Annotated in this window: 14 protein-coding genes and 5 tRNA genes; all 19 read right to left on the bottom strand. The window is 30.4% G+C overall.

Going from position 1 to position 17,237, the window contains the following annotated elements; translation table 11 throughout:
- Positions 1-26 precede the first annotated feature (26 nt).
- Positions 27-317, bottom strand: coding sequence for a YciI family protein (locus tag ASUIS_RS11470; protein ID WP_118887231.1), 291 nt, complete (start codon positions 315-317; stop codon positions 27-29).
- A 60-nt stretch (positions 318-377) separates the two neighbouring features.
- Complete coding sequence (locus tag ASUIS_RS11475; RefSeq protein WP_226799913.1) at positions 378-779, bottom strand: hypothetical protein; 402 nt, start codon at positions 777-779, stop codon at positions 378-380.
- 25 nt (positions 780-804) lie between these two features.
- Entirely contained in the window at positions 805-5,328 is a 4,524-nt protein-coding gene (gene rpoC / locus ASUIS_RS11480) for a DNA-directed RNA polymerase subunit beta' (protein ID WP_118887232.1), read from the bottom strand.
- Positions 5,321-9,466, bottom strand: coding sequence for a DNA-directed RNA polymerase subunit beta (gene rpoB / locus ASUIS_RS11485; RefSeq protein WP_118887233.1), 4,146 nt, complete (start codon positions 9,464-9,466; stop codon positions 5,321-5,323). Before rpoB ends, rpoC begins: the two co-directional genes overlap by 8 nt.
- A 172-nt stretch (positions 9,467-9,638) precedes the next feature.
- Positions 9,639-10,010: a 50S ribosomal protein L7/L12 gene (gene rplL / locus ASUIS_RS11490; RefSeq protein ID WP_118887234.1), complete on the bottom strand. Its 372-nt coding sequence runs from the start codon at positions 10,008-10,010 to the stop codon at positions 9,639-9,641.
- A gap of 44 nt (positions 10,011-10,054) precedes the next feature.
- Positions 10,055-10,543 carry a 50S ribosomal protein L10 gene (gene rplJ / locus ASUIS_RS11495; RefSeq protein WP_118887235.1) on the bottom strand — a complete coding sequence of 163 codons (489 nt, stop codon included), beginning with the start codon at positions 10,541-10,543 and terminating at the stop codon, positions 10,055-10,057.
- A 167-nt stretch (positions 10,544-10,710) separates the two neighbouring features.
- Entirely contained in the window at positions 10,711-11,409 is a 699-nt protein-coding gene (rplA, locus tag ASUIS_RS11500; RefSeq protein ID WP_118887236.1) for a 50S ribosomal protein L1, read from the bottom strand.
- Between the two features lie 76 nt (positions 11,410-11,485).
- Positions 11,486-11,911: a 50S ribosomal protein L11 gene (gene rplK, locus ASUIS_RS11505; protein ID WP_118887237.1), complete on the bottom strand. Its 426-nt coding sequence runs from the start codon at positions 11,909-11,911 to the stop codon at positions 11,486-11,488.
- Between the two features lie 99 nt (positions 11,912-12,010).
- The gene (nusG, locus tag ASUIS_RS11510) at positions 12,011-12,538 is read right to left on the bottom strand and encodes a transcription termination/antitermination protein NusG (RefSeq protein WP_118887238.1); all 528 of its coding nucleotides are present in this window, start codon (positions 12,536-12,538) and stop codon (positions 12,011-12,013) included.
- Between the two features lie 9 nt (positions 12,539-12,547).
- Positions 12,548-12,730: a preprotein translocase subunit SecE gene (gene secE, locus ASUIS_RS11515; protein ID WP_118887239.1), complete on the bottom strand. Its 183-nt coding sequence runs from the start codon at positions 12,728-12,730 to the stop codon at positions 12,548-12,550.
- An 82-nt stretch (positions 12,731-12,812) separates the two neighbouring features.
- A tRNA-Trp gene (locus tag ASUIS_RS11520) sits at positions 12,813-12,888 on the bottom strand.
- A 44-nt stretch (positions 12,889-12,932) separates the two neighbouring features.
- On the bottom strand, positions 12,933-13,091 hold the full coding sequence (gene rpmG / locus ASUIS_RS11525) for a 50S ribosomal protein L33 (RefSeq protein ID WP_165790421.1): 159 nt from the start codon (positions 13,089-13,091) through the stop codon (positions 12,933-12,935).
- 18 nt (positions 13,092-13,109) lie between these two features.
- Positions 13,110-14,318, bottom strand: a complete 1,209-nt coding sequence (gene tuf, locus ASUIS_RS11530; RefSeq protein ID WP_118887240.1) for an elongation factor Tu — start codon at positions 14,316-14,318, stop codon at positions 13,110-13,112.
- Positions 14,319-14,544: 226 nt separating this feature from the next.
- Positions 14,545-14,621, bottom strand: a tRNA-Gly gene (locus tag ASUIS_RS11535).
- Between the two features lie 10 nt (positions 14,622-14,631).
- Positions 14,632-14,716: transfer RNA gene (locus ASUIS_RS11540), tRNA-Tyr, on the bottom strand.
- Between the two features lie 62 nt (positions 14,717-14,778).
- Positions 14,779-14,855, bottom strand: a tRNA-Thr gene (locus ASUIS_RS11545).
- A gap of 10 nt (positions 14,856-14,865) precedes the next feature.
- Positions 14,866-14,941 (bottom strand) — tRNA-Phe (locus ASUIS_RS11550).
- Between the two features lie 42 nt (positions 14,942-14,983).
- Positions 14,984-16,156, bottom strand: coding sequence for a UDP-N-acetylmuramoyl-L-alanine--D-glutamate ligase (gene murD / locus ASUIS_RS11555; RefSeq protein WP_118887241.1), 1,173 nt, complete (start codon positions 16,154-16,156; stop codon positions 14,984-14,986).
- Between the two features lie 9 nt (positions 16,157-16,165).
- Positions 16,166-17,227: a phospho-N-acetylmuramoyl-pentapeptide-transferase gene (gene mraY / locus ASUIS_RS11560; protein WP_118887242.1), complete on the bottom strand. Its 1,062-nt coding sequence runs from the start codon at positions 17,225-17,227 to the stop codon at positions 16,166-16,168.
- Positions 17,228-17,237 lie beyond the last annotated feature (10 nt).

Here is a 17,237-nt window from a genome sequence, read left to right on the forward strand (position 1 = left end):
GTATAATCTCATCTTTTTAATATTAATTAAGATTGTTTTGGGAGTAATTTCATAGGAACTATCTGGAATTCATCCATATTCCAAACATTATTTTTTACATATGGCTCATTTTCTAACCATTCATCTAACTCTTCATCAGTTTCAAAATCTATGTATAATGTAGAACCAACCATTACATCATCTTCGATTAACGCACCAGCATTTATAATTTTACCTTCAGCCATTAATTTTCTTGCACCCTCAATATGAGCTTCTCTTGATTCTAATCTTCTCTCTAGTGCATTTTCATTGTCATAAGCTATTACTAAATATTGCATTTATTTCCTTTTTTATTTAATTTTACCATTTTATCATAATAATAAAATGATAAAATTAAATTAAACTAGCACAATTGCAAATAAAAATGTCAATGGATAAACTATAACATTAAAATATCTAATGATTGGCGTTATATTTATATTTGTAGAAATAATCTCTTCTAATAAAAATCCATTTGAAAGTTTTTTCATTATTGATAATTTAAAACAAATATCTATAAATTTAACTATAAAAATAGAACTCATCCAAAAACCAAAATTACTAAAATAAAAAGATAAAAATATTGTATAAAAAAAAGTTACATGTAAAATAAAATATAGAAAAATATTTTTACTAAAAAGTAAAAAATTATTATTTAAGATACCATATAAAGTATTTGATTTTTGCCAATTTGATTCAAAAAATTCTAAAAAGACAAAAATGAGGAGTAAAGTAATGAAATTCATAATAGAAAAATTCAATAGGGAAAATCCCTATTGATTAAGATTAGTGTTCAGAAAATTTAATTTTTTGGTTTTTATATAGACCTGTTCCAACAGGAATTGTTCTACCAATTACCACGTTTTCTTTTAAGTCTTCTAACATATCCATTTTTGCACTAATTGCAGCTTCTGTTAAAACTTTTGTAGTTTCTTGGAATGATGCAGCTGAGATAATAGAATCAGATGTTACAGCAGCTCTTGTGATACCTAATAATAAAGGTTCAGCAATTGCAGGATTTCCACCTAATTTAATTATTTTCTCATTTTCAATTTTAAATCTTTTTTTAGAAACCATATCTCCAATGATGAATTTAGTGTCTCCACCATCTAAAATAGAAACTTGTCTTAACATTTGAGATGTAATTACCTCAATATGTTTATCAGCAATATTTACCCCTTGAGATCTATACACTTGTTGAACTTCAGATACAATAAAGTAATGAAGAGCTTTTTCTCCAAGAATTCTTAATACATCGTGTGGAGAAATTTGACCATCTGTTAACGCTTCACCAGCATGAACAAACTCACCATCATGAACAAGAATTTGTTTAGATTTTTCAACTAAATATTCTACATTATTTCCAGTTCCATCAGATACAATAATTCTTTCTTTATTTCTTAAAGGTTTTCCAAATGTTACAACACCATCAAATGATGCAAGTATTGCAATATTTTTTGGTCGTCTAGCTTCAAATAATTCAGAAACTCTTGGAAGACCCCCAGTAATATCTTTCGATTTTTGTGTTGCTTTTGGTGTTTTACCAATTATATCAGCAACTTCAACTCTTTTACCTTCAGCAACATTTAACGATGTTTTAGGATCTAAAGAATATCTAATTATCTCTTTATCATCTGTTGCAAGAATAATAGTAGGTTTGTAACCTGCTGGAATATATTCATTAACAACTAATTTTGAAGTTCCAGTTAATTCATCAAATTGTTCAGAAACTGTTAGACCAGGAATAATATCTTCAAATGAAATTGTTCCAGCTTTTTCTGCAATTGTTGGATTTGCATATGGATCCCATTCTGCAATTACAACTTGCTCTGTTGTTTTAGGAGTAGTAATAACTGAATCTTTTTCAACTTCTGTATTATCATTTAATTCAATTAATGAACCACGTGCAACATAATGTCTTAAAGCTTCTCTATCATCTGCATCAACAACAACTGCAAATACACCTTTTTCAGTAACAACATCACCAGCTTTAATATCATGTCTTCTTTCTAAATAATCACCAGTTAATTTGTAGTATTTAACAAATCCTTTTGCACCAGAAATTATTTTAGAAGTAATTGGAGCACCATCTTCAACTTTTAATTCAGAAGCAAATGGAATTCTATTAGGAATATTCCATCCATCTTTAATCATTTCAACGATTGATTCATTTTGCTCAACTTCTTCACCATCTTTGTATGGTAAATATAATTTACCTTCGATTTTTCCAGAAATTCCAGCTAATTCATTTGCTTTTGCAACATCATTTTTTCTTAAGAAGTATTTTTTCTCTTCTTTTCCATTTGAAATAGTTAAAATTGTCTCTTCATGTAAAGTTTCAACTGTAACTTTACCTTTAAATGGTGCATTAATTTTTGGTTCAACTAATAAAACACCAGCATTTCTTCTATTTGCTACAATGATTTTTCCATCAGATTTAACATGTTTTTTAATGTTGTAATATCTAATGAAACCTTCTTTATCAGCTTTCAATTCTCTTTCTGTTTGAGTAGCACTTGCTGTTCCCCCAACGTGGAAAGTTCTAAGTGTCAGCTGAGTTCCTGGTTCTCCAATTGATTGAGCTGCAACAACTCCAACTGCTTCACCTGGTTTTGCTTTTCTTTGCTCACCAAGATTTAAACCGTAACATTTTGAACATAAACCATTTTCAACTTTACAAGTTAATGGCGTTCTAATTACTACAGATTTAACTTCAGCTTCAGTTACAAGTTTTGCATCTTCTTCAGTTATTAATGTACCTTCTGCAAATAAAATCTCATTTGAAATTGGGTCAATAATATCTTCAGCGATAACTCTACCAGTGATTCTTTCTTCTAATGACTCAATTAACTCATTACCAGAAGTAATGTCAGTAATTTCAATACCTTCATGAGTTCCACAATCTTCAACAGTAATTCTTACATTTTGAGAAACGTCAATTAATTTTCTTGTTAAGTATCCAGCATTTGCAGTTTTAAGTGCAGTATCCGCAAGACCTTTTCTAGCTCCGTGAGTTGAAATAAAGTACTCAAGTACATTTAGACCTTCTCTAAAGTTTGAAATAATTGGTGTTTCAATAATAGAACCATCTGGCTTAGCCATAAGTCCCCTCATACCTGATAACTGTCTAATTTGAGCAGCAGATCCCCTTGCTCCTGAGTCAGCCATCATATAAATAGAGTTGAATCCATTTTTATCAGATTTAACTAATTCCATCATTTCAGAACCAAGTCTATTATTAACTTCTGTCCAAATATCAATGATTTTATTATATCTTTCTTGCTCTGTTAATAAACCTTGAGAAAATTGTTTTTGAACTTCAATAACTTCTTTTTTAGATTTAGCAATATGTCCAACTTTTGTTTCAGGAACTCTAATATCATCAATAGAAATTGAAATACCAGCAATTGTTGCAAATTTAAATCCTAGATTTTTTAAATTATCTAAGAATCTTGGAGTTACTTCATATCCACCATGTTTGTAAATATAATCAACTAATGTTCCAATATCTTTTTTCTTTAAAATTTTGTTCCATAAATTTGCAGGAACAAATGATGGTAAAATTTCATGAATTAATAATCTTCCAACTGTTGTATGAATAACTTTATCATCTAATTTAGTTCTGATTTTAGCATGTAAATCAATTTTATTCATATCTAAAGCAATTCTTACTTCATTTACATCTGTAAATAATTTATGTTCTCCTTTTACACCATCTTTTTCTAATGATAGATAATAAATACCTAAAATCATATCTTGAGAAGGAACTGCTATTGCTCTACCAGATGCTGGTAAAAGAATATTCATTGAAGACATCATTAAAATTTTTGCTTCTGCAACTGCTTCTTGTGATAAAGGCACGTGAACTGCCATTTGGTCACCATCGAAGTCGGCATTGAAGGCAGCACAAACTAATGGGTGTAATCTAATTGCTTTTCCGTCAATTAAAACTGGATGGAAAGCTTGAATAGAAAGTTTATGTAGAGTTGGAGCTCTATTTAACATAATTGGATATTCATCAACTATCTCGTTTAGACATTCCCAAACTTCGTTTGCTTCACCTTCAATTAATCTTTTTGCAGCTTTTAAAGTTGTTGCATAACCTTTTTCTTCTAACTTAGCCATTAAATGCGGTTTAAATAACTCTAAAGCCATTTTTTTAGGAATACCACATTGGTCCATATTTAATGTAGGTCCAACAACAATTACAGATCTTCCTGAAAAGTCAACTCTTTTTCCAAGTAAGTTTTGTCTAAATCGTCCTTGTTTACCTTTGATAATTTCAGATAATGATTTTAAAGGTCTTTTATTTGCACCTTTAACAGCATTTGCAGTTTTTCCATTATCAAATAAAGCATCAACCGCTTCTTGAAGCATTCTTTTTTCATTTCTAATAATAATTTCAGGAGCATCAAGTTCAGTTAATCTTTTTAATCTGTTATTTCTGTTTATTACTCTTCTATATAAGTCATTAACGTCAGAAACTGCAAACTTTCCACCATCAAGTGAAACAAGTGGTCTTAAATCAGGTGGCAGAACTGGAAGTTGAGTTAACATCATCCATTCTGGTTTATTTCCAGAATTCAAGAAGTTTTCAACAACTTTTAATCTTTTGATTATAGTTTTTCTTTTTGCTTCAGATTTAGTAGAACCCATTTCTTCTTTTAAAATAGTTAATAATTCAAATAAATCAATAGTTTCTAATAAGTCTCTTACAATTTGTCCACCCATATTAGCTTCAAAACCAGTATGTTCAAATAAATCTGCAATAGTTCTATATTGTTCTTCATTTAAAATATCATATTTTAAAACTTTTTTAGTTTTTTCATTATCATAATAAGCTTCACCAGCTTCACTTACAATATATGCTTCATAATATAATACTCTTTCTAAATCTTTTAGTTTAACACCAAGTAATGTTCCAATTCTTGTAGGAAGTGATGAAACCATCCAAATATGAGCAACAGGAGATACTAAATCAATATGTCCCATTCTGTGTCTTCGTACTTTTGATGAAGTTACTTCAACCCCACATTTTTCACAAACAACACCTTTATATCTCATTTTTTTGTATTTACCACAAAGACATTCATAATCTTTTACTGGTCCAAAAATTTTCGCACAAAATAAACCATCACGTTCTGGTTTTAATGTTCTATAATTGATTGTTTCAGGTTTTTTTACTTCTCCACAAGACCAAGAAAGAATTTTCTCAGGACTTGCAAGTCTTAATTGGAAAGCCGCAAAATCTTGTGGTCTTTCTAACTCTTTTATTTCAATAGGCTGTAACGTTCTTTCAGTTTTACTCATTGTTTTCTACCTCTCCAAAAATCTCTACATCTAAAGCAAGAGCTTTTAATTCTTTTGTTAATACGAAGAATGTTTCAGGAACACCTGAATTTGGAACATTTTCACCATTTGCGATAGCTCTATAAGCTCTTGTTCTTCCTTCAACGTCATCAGATTTTGTTGTAAGCATTTCTTTTAGTACATTTGTTGCACCATAAGCTTCTAATGCCCAAACTTCCATCTCTCCAAATCTTTGTCCACCGAATAGTGCTTTTCCACCCACTGGTTGTTGAGTTACTAAAGAGTAAGGACCAGTAGATCTTGCATGAACTTTTTCATCAACTAAGTGGTGAAGTTTAAGCATGTACATGTAACCTACATTTACTCTTTCTTTCATTTTATCACCAGTTTTACCATCAAAAAGAACACACTTACCATCTGTATCAATTTTTGCCAATTCAAATAATTTTGCAAATTCTTCTTCTTTTACACCATCAAAAATTTGAGTAGCAAATCTAACACCTTTTGCCCAATCTTGACCATATTTTATTAAATCATCATCACTTAATTTATCCATAAATGCTTTTGCATTCATAAGTTTAGCTACACCTGCAATTTCACTCATTTTAGCTCTTAACTCGTGAATAAAATCAGCTTTTTTAGCTTCAAAAATTTCTTGAATTTGAGCTCCAAGTTTTTTACCAACTAATCCTAAGTGAACTTCTAGAATTTGTCCAATATTCATCCTAGATGGAACCCCAAGTGGATTTAAAATAACATCAACAGTTGAACCATCTTCTAAGTAAGGCATATCAACTTTAGGAACGATGTTAGAAACAATACCTTTATTTCCGTGACGTCCAGCCATTTTATCCCCAACTTTGATTTTTCTCTTAGTTGCAATATAAACTTTTACTTGTTTAATAACACCAGAAGATAAAATATCATCGTGTTCTAAAACTTGAAGTTTTTCTTCATGTTCATCTCTTAAATGAGCTTTTTGTTTAATGAAATGCTCTTTGATGTCATTATAAGAATTTTCAATCTCTTTTGGATAAGAAGAAACAACTTTTTTCATTGCAAATCTATTAACATTCATTAATACATCAACAGGAATTGTTTCACCTTTTTTATATGTAACATCATCTAACTCTAAATCTTTAATTAAAGTTGATTTTAATAATAAATCATTGATTTTTAAAATCTCTTCTCTATCAAGCATTAATAATTTATCATGGTGTTTTAAATCTAATTCAGCTTTTTCAGATGCAATTTCTGCAACTGCTCTTTCGTCTTTTTCATAACCTTTTTTAGTGAACACTTTAACATCAACAACTGTTCCTTCCATTGATGTTGGACAAACTAATGATTTATTAATAACATGTCCAGCTTTTTCACCAAAGATTGCTCTTAAAAGTCTTTCTTCAGGAGTTGGTTTAATTTCACCTTTTGGTGTTACTTTTCCAACTAAAATCATTCCTGGTTTTACGAATGTACCAATTTTTACAATACCTGAATTATCCAAATGAGTAATAGATTCTTCTTTAACACCTGGTAAATCTCTTGTTATTTCTTCATTACCATGTTTTAATTCTCTACATTCTACTTCTTTTTCATAAATATGAACAGATGTAAATGCATCTTCCTCTATTAATCTTTCAGAAAGAATAATAGCATCCTCATAGTTATATCCATTCCAAGGCATAAAGGCAACCATAGCATTAACACCAACTGCTAATTCACCTTTATCCATTGAAGGACCATCAGCTATTACTTGACCTTTTTCAACAAATTCACCTTCAGTTACGGCAATTCTTTGTCCAAAAGATGTATTATTATTTGTTCTTACATTTTTATTTACAGAATAATGATCAATGAAAGCACCGTTTTCATCTTCACCTCTTACATAAATATTTTTTGCATCTGCTTTTTCAACTAAACCAGCACGTCCAGCTTTAATAGCTTCCCAAGCATCACGTGCTACTGTTTTTTCTAAACCAGTTCCTACAACAGGAGCATTTGGTCTTAATAATGGAACGGCTTGTCTCATCATATTTGAACCCATTAATGCTCTGTTGGCATCATCGTGTTCTAAGAAAGGAATTAAAGAAGCTGCAACCCCCATAACCATTTGAGAAGAGATATCAATTAAATCAACACTACTTCTTTCCATTAGTAAGATTTCACCATCTTTTCTAGCTTCAATTAAAGATTCAACAATTTTTCCATTTTCATCAACTTTAGTTGAACCAGGAGCAATTACTAATCCCTCTTCTTGAGTTGCAGTATAGTATTTAATTTCATTAGTAACTAAACCATCAATTACAGTTTTATAAGGAGCTTCAATAAATCCTAATTCATTAACTTTTGAGAAAGTTGATAATGTATTAATAAGACCAATATTTTGTCCCTCTGGAGTTTCAACTGGACAAATTCTTCCATAGTGAGTAGGATGAACGTCCCTTACTTCAAATCCAGCTCTCTCTTTTACAAGTCCACCCTCTCCAAGTGCAGAAAGTCTTCTTTTATGAGTAACTTCTGATAATGGATTTGTTTGGTCCATAAATTGAGATAGTTGTCCAGATGTAAAGAATTCAGTAATTGTTGAAGTAATCATTTTAGAGTTAACCAAATCATGTGGCATAATATCTTCTAATGTACCAGATAAAGTAGTCATTTTATCTCTAATAGCTTTTTGCATTTTGATTAAACCAGCATGTAATTCATTTGCTAATAATTCACCAATTGCTCTAATTCTTCTATTACCTAAGTGATCTCTATCATCGATATGCCCATGACCAGATTTTACTTTTACAAGGTATTGAACTGTTTTTATAACATCTTCATAAGTTAAAGTTGTTACATATTCAGGAACATTAACACCAAGTTTATGGTTCATTTTCATTCTTCCAACTTTTGTTAAATCATATCTTTCTGGATCGAAGAATAATTTTTTAACAAACTCTTTTGCAGCTTCTTTAGTAACTGGCTCACCTGGTCTCATAACTTTATAAATTCTGATTGCTGATAAATCATTTTCATCATCAATTTGTTCTGTTTGTTTTAATAATTTTAAAGACTCAGCATCAGCTTTAAATGCATTAATAATTGAATTATCAATTCCAGTTGCTAAATCATTTGCAATATCAAATGATTCAAAACCTAAATCTAATAGTTTTTTTAATTTTAATTCATCAAGATTTGTTAAAGCATCAAATAACACTTCACCAGATTCTGGATCATAAATAGTATTTGCAGTTGATCTATCCATTAATTGTTCTAATGGGTATTCAATCAGTTTTAATCCACCTTCAATTAAAGCTTTAGCTTTTCTAGCTGTTAATCTTTTCCCAGCACCAATAACTAAATTACCTTTATCATCTTTAACGTCAAACTCAATTCTTCCCATGAAATCATCAGGATTAAATTCTGTTAAAAATTTATTGTTTTTAACTTTGATATTAACTATTGGATAGAATAATTTGATAATATCTTCTTTAGAATAACCTAATGCTCTAAATAAAATAGTTACAGGAACTTTTCTTCTTTTATTAATTCTTACATATAATACATCTTTAGCATCATATTCAAAATATAACCAAGAACCTCTATCTGGAATAATTTGTCCAGTATAAATTAGTTTATTATCAGCAGTATTTGATTCTTCTTCTTTGAAGATAACACCTGGAGATCTGTGTAATTGATTAACAACTACTCTTTCAACACCATTAACGATAAAAGATGTTCTATCTGTCATTAAAGGAATTTCTCTAATGAATAAAGATTGTTCTTTCATATCTTTAACACCGATTTTTTCACCAGTTTTTTCGTCTAAATCCCATAGTGTTAATCTAATATTAATTTTAAGAGGAATTGAATAAGTAAGTCCTCTAACCATTGATTCTCTAACATCATATTTAGGTTTACCTACTTCGCTACCTAAGTAATCAAGAGTAATTCTGTTTTGTACATCATGTATTGGGAAAATAGATTTAAATACTTTTTCAATCCCAGCAGTAGTTCTATCATCTTGACCTATCATTAAGAAAGTATCATATGAAGTTTGTTGTAGTTGTAATAAGTTTGGAATTTCAATTTGTTGCGGATTTTTTGCAAAATCAACTCTAAGTCTATTACCAGATTTTAAAGAGTTTAACATTGTCGGCCTTGTTATAAAATTTGGTTAAGTTCTGCTTTTTATATTTTTATAAAGCACAAAAGCATCCATAAAGGATAGGGTTAAAATTTCACAAAATTTTAACCTTAACCTTCAAAGATGCCAATCTTTATACAAGGCAGAAGCCCTGTATATCAATCATAATTACGAATAATTATTTAATTTCTACTTTTGCACCAGCAGCTTCTAATGCAGCTTTTGCAGCTTCAGCATCTTCTTTAGAAACACCTTCTTTAATTGTTGAAGGAGTTTCTTCAGCAGCAGTTTTTGCTTCTTTTAATCCTAAACCAGTTAATGCTCTAATTTCTTTAATAACATTAATTTTTTTGTCACCAGCATCTAAGATAACAACATCAAATTCAGTTTTTTCTTCAACTGCTTCAACAGCAGCAACAGCACCACCAGCAACCGCAACAGGTTGAGCAGATACTCCAAATTTTTCTTCGAATTGTTTTACTAATTCAGATAACTCTAATACTGATAAACCAGAGATGTATTCTAATACGTCTTCTTTAGAAATTGCCATTTCTTCTTCCTTATAATTTGTTTTTTTAATTTAATAGCTTAAAATTAAGCTGCCTCTTCTTCTTTTTTCTTTCTAAGTGCATCAAGCCCAATAGTAAAGTTTGCAACAGGTGCCATCCAAGTAGCTGCAAGCATACCAAGAAGTTGTTCTCTTGATGGTAATTTAGCGAATGCATTAACTGTAGCAAAGTCTGCAATTTTACCTTCAATGATACCTGATTTAATAGCAAATTTTTCTTTATTTGTTGTTGCAAATTTATCAGCAACTTTACAAGCTGAAATTTGATCTTCAGACCATAAGAAAATATTTGTACCATTTAATTCAATATCACCTAATTCTGCATTTTTAACAGCTACCGTAACTAAAGTATTTTTAGCAACTTGTACTTTTGTATTATTAGCTCTTGCATCTTTTCTTAAAGATTCTAACTCTTTATGAGTAAGACCTTTATAATCACATACAACAACTGCTAATGAATTTTTAAATTCAACTGTTAAAGACTCAATAATCTCTGATTTTTGTTGTTTAGTCATATTTTTCTCCTCCCTTCAAAACATCGACTTAGGCGGGACTTACAAGAAACGGAGGTGTTTCTTACCAGCTGTCTTCAGTTTTATTTCAGTGCTTTGAATAACACTCAATAATAAAGAATCTAATTCTTTATTATTGAATGCTAAAAAAAAATTAGATAAGGATAACCTTATCTAATTTCCATTAATTCCATATTATCTAAAATAATTGATGGACTCATAGTTAATGATATAGCTGCATTAGCGATATATCTACCTTTTGCAGTTGAAGGTTTAGCTTTGTTAATTGCAGAAATAAATGCTGCTGCATTTTCTCTAATAGCTTCAGCAGAAAATGAAACTTTTCCAATTCCAGCTTGCATATTACCTTTTTTATCAACTCTATATGTAACTTGACCACCTTTAGCATCATTAACTGCCTTAGTTACGTCCATTGTTACTGTTCCAGTTTTAGGATTTGGCATTAAACCTTTTGGCCCTAAAATTCTTCCAACTTTCCCTACAATTCCCATACAATCAGGAGTTGCAATTAAAACATCAAAGTTGATGTTTCCAGCTTGGATTTGTTCTGCTAAATCATCATTACCAACAACATCAGCACCTGCAGCTTTTGCTTCATCCATTTTTAAACCTTTAGCAAATACTGCAACTCTTACAGTTTTACCAGTTCCATTTGGAAGTACAACAGCACCTCTAATCATTTGGTCTGCATGTCTTGGATCAACATTTAAATTAAGTGCAATTTCAACACTTTCATCAAATTTAGCCGATTTTAACTCTCTTACACTTGTACAAGCATCAGTTAAAGAATATTTTTTATCTTCAATTTTTTCTGTTAATGCTTTATATCTTTTTGAAATTTTTGCCATTGTTATCTCCGCAATTATATTATTTTGCTACCGCCATTATTGAGTCTGGTGGTAAGACTTTAATTAAAACAGAATATTATAATTCTATTTCAATACCAATTGATCTAGCTGAACCTGCAACAATTTTCGCAGCAACTTCTTTATCATCTGTATTTAAATCAGCAATTTTCATATTAACAATTTCCATTACTTGATCTTTAGTTAATTTTCCAATTTTTTGTTTTAATGGATTACTTGAACCAGATTTGATTCCAGCAACTTTTTTAATTAAATCAGTCATTGGTGGTTGTTTTAACTCAAATGTAAAACTTTTATCAGTATAAACAGTAATAACTACTGGAATTCTAAATCCAGCTTTATCTTTTGTTTTTTCGTTGAAAGCCTTACAAAATTCCATTATGTTAACACCTCTTTGACCTAATGCAGGTCCTACTGGTGGTGATGGATTAGCAGCACCCGCAGGTATCTGTAATTTAATTAGACCTTGAATTTTCTTAGCCATGTTATTCCTTTATCAATTTTTTAATGATTAGACATTAGGCAAGAAAACTATTCAAAGAAGCTAGTTTTATTGCCTAATGCCTATAATTTTAATTAAAAATCAAACTACTCTTTCAACTTGAGTATATGAGATTTCAACAGGTGTATTTCTACCAAATATAGAAACATTCAACTTTAATAATCCTGAAACCATATCAAAGTCTTCAACTAAACCATTAAAATTTGAAAATGGTCCTTCATTAATTCTAACCATTTCACCTTCATCAAATGAAACTTTTGGTTTTGCCGCTGCTCTATTTTTAACTTTTTCTAAAATTAAATTAATATCTTTTTCTGATAAAGCTGTAGGTTTTTTAGATTCACCAATAAATCTTCCAACTTTTGGCATAGATTGAATTCTATGCCATAAACCAGTATCTAAATCTATTCTAGCAAAAGCATATGCAGGATATAGTGGTCTTTCAACTATAGACTTTTTACCTTTTTTTATTTCAATTAAATCTTCAGTTGGTACTAAAACATCTGATATTCTATCATCTGCCATTTCTTCAGATAATTGTAATAAAGCTTTTTTAACAGATAATTCACTACCTGAATAAGTTTGAATTGCGTACCATTTATGTGCCATAATTACTTCCTAATTAATAATTGAAGATAAGCTTAATGACATAATTCCATCAATTAAAGCTAAAAATAAAGTTATAACTGTTACAACAATAAAAACTGATAAATAAGCAGATCTAATTTGCTCTTTTATAGGAAAAATAACTTTCGATAATTCTGCTTTTGCATTTTGATAGTAGTTTTTAACTTTATTCACTATTTACTCCATTTTGATTGCTATTGTTTGTCAATAAATTCTTTCAAAAAAAGAGTTCTTACTTCTTTTAAAAAAACTTAAGTGGCAGGCCAGGGGGGATTCGAACCCACAACCATCGGATTTGGAATCCGGCGCTCTACCATTGGAGCTACTGACCTATATGTTAAAATGAGCTTACAGATAAAACTGTAAACTCATAAAATTACGATTTTAATTTCACTTCTTTGTGTAAAGTGTGTTTTTTCAATCTTGGACTATATTTTTTAACTTCAAACTTTTCAGTATGAGTTTTTGGATTTTTCCAAGTAGTATAGTTAATATCACCATTCTCTTGACATTTTAATCCAATTTTAATTCTAATGTTTGCCATTACGAATCCTTATTCAATGATTTCAGCAACAACTCCAGCACCTACAGTTCTACCACCTTCTCTAATAGCAAACTTTGTACCTTTGTCTAGAGCGATTGGAGCAACTAATTCAACTGTCATTTCTACGTTATCACCTGGCATAACCATTTCAGTACCTTCTGGTAAAGTACAAGAACCTGTTACGTCAGTAGTTCTTACGTAAAATTGTGGTCTATATCCTGAGAAGAATGGAGTATGTCTACCACCCTCATCTTTAGAAAGGATATACACTTCGCATCTGAATTTAGTATGTGGAGTAATTGTTTTAGGTTTACATAAAACTTGTCCTCTTTCTACGTCTTCTTTTTTAATACCTCTTAAAAGAATCCCGCAGTTATCACCAGCTTGACCTTGTTCCATTTCTTTTCTGAACATTTCAACACCAGTTACAGTAGTTGTTTTAGTATCAGAGAATCCAACGATTTCAATAGTTTCACCAATTTTAATTGTACCTTTTTCAATTCTTCCAGTAACAACAGTACCTCTTCCTGAGATAGAGAATACATCTTCAACTGGCATTAAGAAATCTTGGTCTACGTCTCTTTCAGGAGTTGGAATATAAGAATCAACTGCATCCATTAATGCAATAATTTTTTCTCCCCAAACACCAATAGAACCAGCTTTAGCTTCTTCTAATGCTTGAAATGCTGAACCTGCAACGATTGGAGTATCATCACCTGGGAAATCATAAGTAGATAATAATTCTCTAACTTCCATTTCAACAAGCTCTAACATCTCTTCTCTATCTTCTTCATCTAATTGATCTTCTTTATTTAAGAAAACAACGATGTATGGAACACCAACTTGTTTAGATAATAAGATATGCTCTCTTGTTTGAGCCATAGGACCATCAGTTGCAGCAATAACAATAATAGCTCCATCCATTTGTGCAGCACCAGTAATCATGTTTTTAACATAATCGGCGTGTCCTGGACAATCTACGTGTGCATAGTGTCTAGCTTTTGTTTCATACTCAATATGAGAAGTAGCAATAGTAATTCCTCTTTCTCTTTCTTCTGGTGCATTATCGATTTGATCGTAATCCATCATAGTTCCACCATCTCTTACAGATAGTACAGCAGAAATAGCAGCCGTTAGTGTAGTTTTACCGTGGTCAACATGTCCAATAGTACCGATGTTAACGTGTGGCTTGTTTCTTGAAAATTTTTCTTTTGCCATAGAATTCCCCTTCTAAATTTTGGTTATTGCCCTCTGAGTAGATAAGCCCATTTGGCTTCTCTATTCAGAGGGGATTTTGTTTATTTAATTTTACACAATTAAATTGTGTTGCGCATTGTACTAAAAAAATACTGAAAAAAACTTTAATGGAAGTTACAATAATGTATAAAAGAGTTATAAAAAAATATTAGTGCTTATAACTCAGCTCCCAGTAATCAATAAATAATGGAGCGGGAGACGAGACTCGAACTCGCGACAGTCTGCTTGGAAGGCAGAAGCTCTAGCCAACTGAGCTACTCCCGCAACATTTGCGTGGTGGTGAGAGAAGGATTTGAACCTTCGAAGCCGTAGGCGGCGGATTTACAGTCCGCAGGATTTGACCACTCTCCAACCTCACCGTTGAAAAATATTATTGTTCTGGTCAAGCGCTGTTCTTTAAAAGAAGACGCACGACGAAAAATGGAGCTGGTGAAGGGAGTCGAACCCCCGACCTGCTGATTACAAATCAGCTGCTCTAGCCAACTGAGCTACACCAGCACCTACAAAATGGTGGTTCGAGACAGAATCGAACTGTCGACACAAGGATTTTCAATCCTTTGCTCTACCGACTGAGCTATCGAACCTACGCAAATTGGAGTGAGATTATACAAGTTAAATTATTAATTTCAACTTAAAGAATGTACCAATTTTTTAAATTCATCCCCTCGATGGGCGTATGATTTGAATTGATCTAAAGAAGCTGCCGCTGGGGATAATATTCCAATTGAATTTTCTTTTAAAGCTGAATCAATTTTTGCTACTGCAACATTAAGATACGTACAACCTTCAACTTTTATATTATATTCGAAACAATATTTAACAATCTTTTCTGTATTACTTCCAATAGCATAAACATGAATATCTAAATTTTTTATATTTTCAAAAAGTGGAACTAAGTTTGCACCTTTATCATCTCCACCTAATATTATATGTATATTTTTATCATTATATGGAACTATTGCATTTATTGTAGCATCTACATTTGTAGCTTTACTATCATCTATCCATAATCTATTTTTATTATCTCTAAACTCTTCAACTTTATGTTTATCTATAATAAATTCATTTATTAGTTTATTATCAATTTCATCAAAAATGATTTTTTTTGTTGCCATTGCTAATATTGCATCTAATAAAAATGGTTCTTTAAATTTTATTTCACTTTTATCAATTTTAAAATGTTCACATAAATCATCACTATTTTTATATGTAATTGCATGGGCATTAGTTTTAAAATTTTTAAATTCTTCTGGAATTATTGCAATATCATTTTCATTCATTAATGATAGTGGTTTTAATTTTGCATTTTTGTACTCTTCAAAAGAACCATGCCAAGTTATATGATCTTCTGAAATAGGAAGTAAAATGTAAATATTTGGTTTTGTTTTATTTGTATAATGCAAAGTAAAAGAAGATGTTTCTAAAATCCATATTGGTGCTTTTTCATCTAAATGACTAAGAGGAACACCAATATTTCCACCATAAATTGAGCCATATTCTTTTAATAAATGTTGACACATTTGTGTTGTTGTTGTTTTCCCATTTGTTCCTGAAATCCAAATTGAAAATGGCATAACTGAAGCAAATAAATCATAATCACTAATCAAATTCTTAGAATTTAAAACCATATTATTGTATGGTGGAATTCCTGGGCTAACAACTGTAAATTCATTTGAGTTTAAATCATATTGATTAAAATCATTATCATCATATAATGTTGCATTAGGAAATTTATCTTTTAATGCAAGAGCCGTAATTCCTTTTCCTAATATTCTTATTTTTTCATTATTTGTAGTCATTGTTTTTCTTTATCTGATTTTTAAGCTTAATAATGCAATTAGATTTGTCATAAATGAAATTATCCAAAATCTAACAATTATTTTATTTTCTTTCCAGCCCTTTTGTTCAAAGTGATGATGAATTGGTGCCATTAAAAAAACTCTTTTCTGTCTTAATTTATAAGAACCAACTTGTAAAATCACAGATACTGTTTCTAAAACAAAAATAAATCCTATTGCTAACAATAATAATTCAGATTTAGCAACTATTGCCATATATCCCATAAATGCTCCCAAAGGAAGAGAACCTGAATCTCCCATAAATATTTCAGCAGGATGAGAATTAAACCATAAAAATGCAATTAAAGCTCCACAAATTGCACTTCCCATAACTGCTAATTCTCCTACTATTTGAATATTAGGTAATAATAAATATGAAGAAAAAATTGCATGCCCAGTAATATATACTAAAACTGAAAGACTAACAAAAGCCATTATAGAAGGAACTGTAGCTAAGCCATCTAATCCATCTGTTAAATTAACAGCATTAGATGAAGCAACCATAACTAACATCCATAAAGCAATAGAAAATATTCCCATATCAAATAAAGGAAGTTTGTAAAAAGGTGTATATAATTCTGTTGTATGTGCAAAATGATATAAAATAAAACCAATTATAAAAGCTGAAATAAATTGTAATAATAGTTTTGCTCTTGCACTTAATCCTGCTGAATTTTTCTCTTTTGAAATTTTTGAATAATCATCTTGCATCCCAATAAAAGAAAAAAGTGCTAAAGTAAGTAATCCTCCAACAACATAAAAATTACTTAATTTTGCAGTTAATAGCGTTGCTAGAATAGTAGAAAAAATAAAAACTACTCCACCCATTGTTGGAGTTCCTACTTTTGCCTGATGTGCTTGAGGTGCATGTTCATAAATTGGCTGAGAAGCTTTTTTAGATTTTGCCCATTTTATAAATTTTGGCATTAAATACATTGTTAAAACAAAAGCAATAAAAAAACTAATTCCCGCACGAACAGAAATATATTGAAAGATATTAATCTCTAGATGTCTATATAACCAATAAAACAAACTTAAACCT

Origin of the sequence: Arcobacter suis CECT 7833 (assembly GCF_003544815.1) — a bacterium.
GTDB classification, from domain to species: Bacteria; Campylobacterota; Campylobacteria; order Campylobacterales; family Arcobacteraceae; genus Aliarcobacter; species Aliarcobacter suis.

Excerpts from the sequence above, each read along its gene's own strand:
- ASUIS_RS11470 (WP_118887231.1), bottom strand. The coding sequence starts at position 317 with ATGCAATATTTAGTAATAGCTTATGACAATGAAAATGCACTAGAGAGA.
- rpoC (WP_118887232.1), bottom strand. The coding sequence starts at position 5,328 with ATGAGTAAAACTGAAAGAACGTTACAGCCTATTGAAATAAAAGAGTTA.
- rpoB (WP_118887233.1), bottom strand. The coding sequence starts at position 9,466 with ATGTTAAACTCTTTAAAATCTGGTAATAGACTTAGAGTTGATTTTGCA.
- rplL (WP_118887234.1), bottom strand. The coding sequence starts at position 10,010 with ATGGCAATTTCTAAAGAAGACGTATTAGAATACATCTCTGGTTTATCA.
- rplJ (WP_118887235.1), bottom strand. The coding sequence starts at position 10,543 with ATGACTAAACAACAAAAATCAGAGATTATTGAGTCTTTAACAGTTGAA.
- rplA (WP_118887236.1), bottom strand. The coding sequence starts at position 11,409 with ATGGCAAAAATTTCAAAAAGATATAAAGCATTAACAGAAAAAATTGAA.
- rplK (WP_118887237.1), bottom strand. The coding sequence starts at position 11,911 with ATGGCTAAGAAAATTCAAGGTCTAATTAAATTACAGATACCTGCGGGT.
- nusG (WP_118887238.1), bottom strand. The coding sequence starts at position 12,538 with ATGGCACATAAATGGTACGCAATTCAAACTTATTCAGGTAGTGAATTA.
- tuf (WP_118887240.1), bottom strand. The coding sequence starts at position 14,318 with ATGGCAAAAGAAAAATTTTCAAGAAACAAGCCACACGTTAACATCGGT.
- murD (WP_118887241.1), bottom strand. The coding sequence starts at position 16,156 with ATGACTACAAATAATGAAAAAATAAGAATATTAGGAAAAGGAATTACG.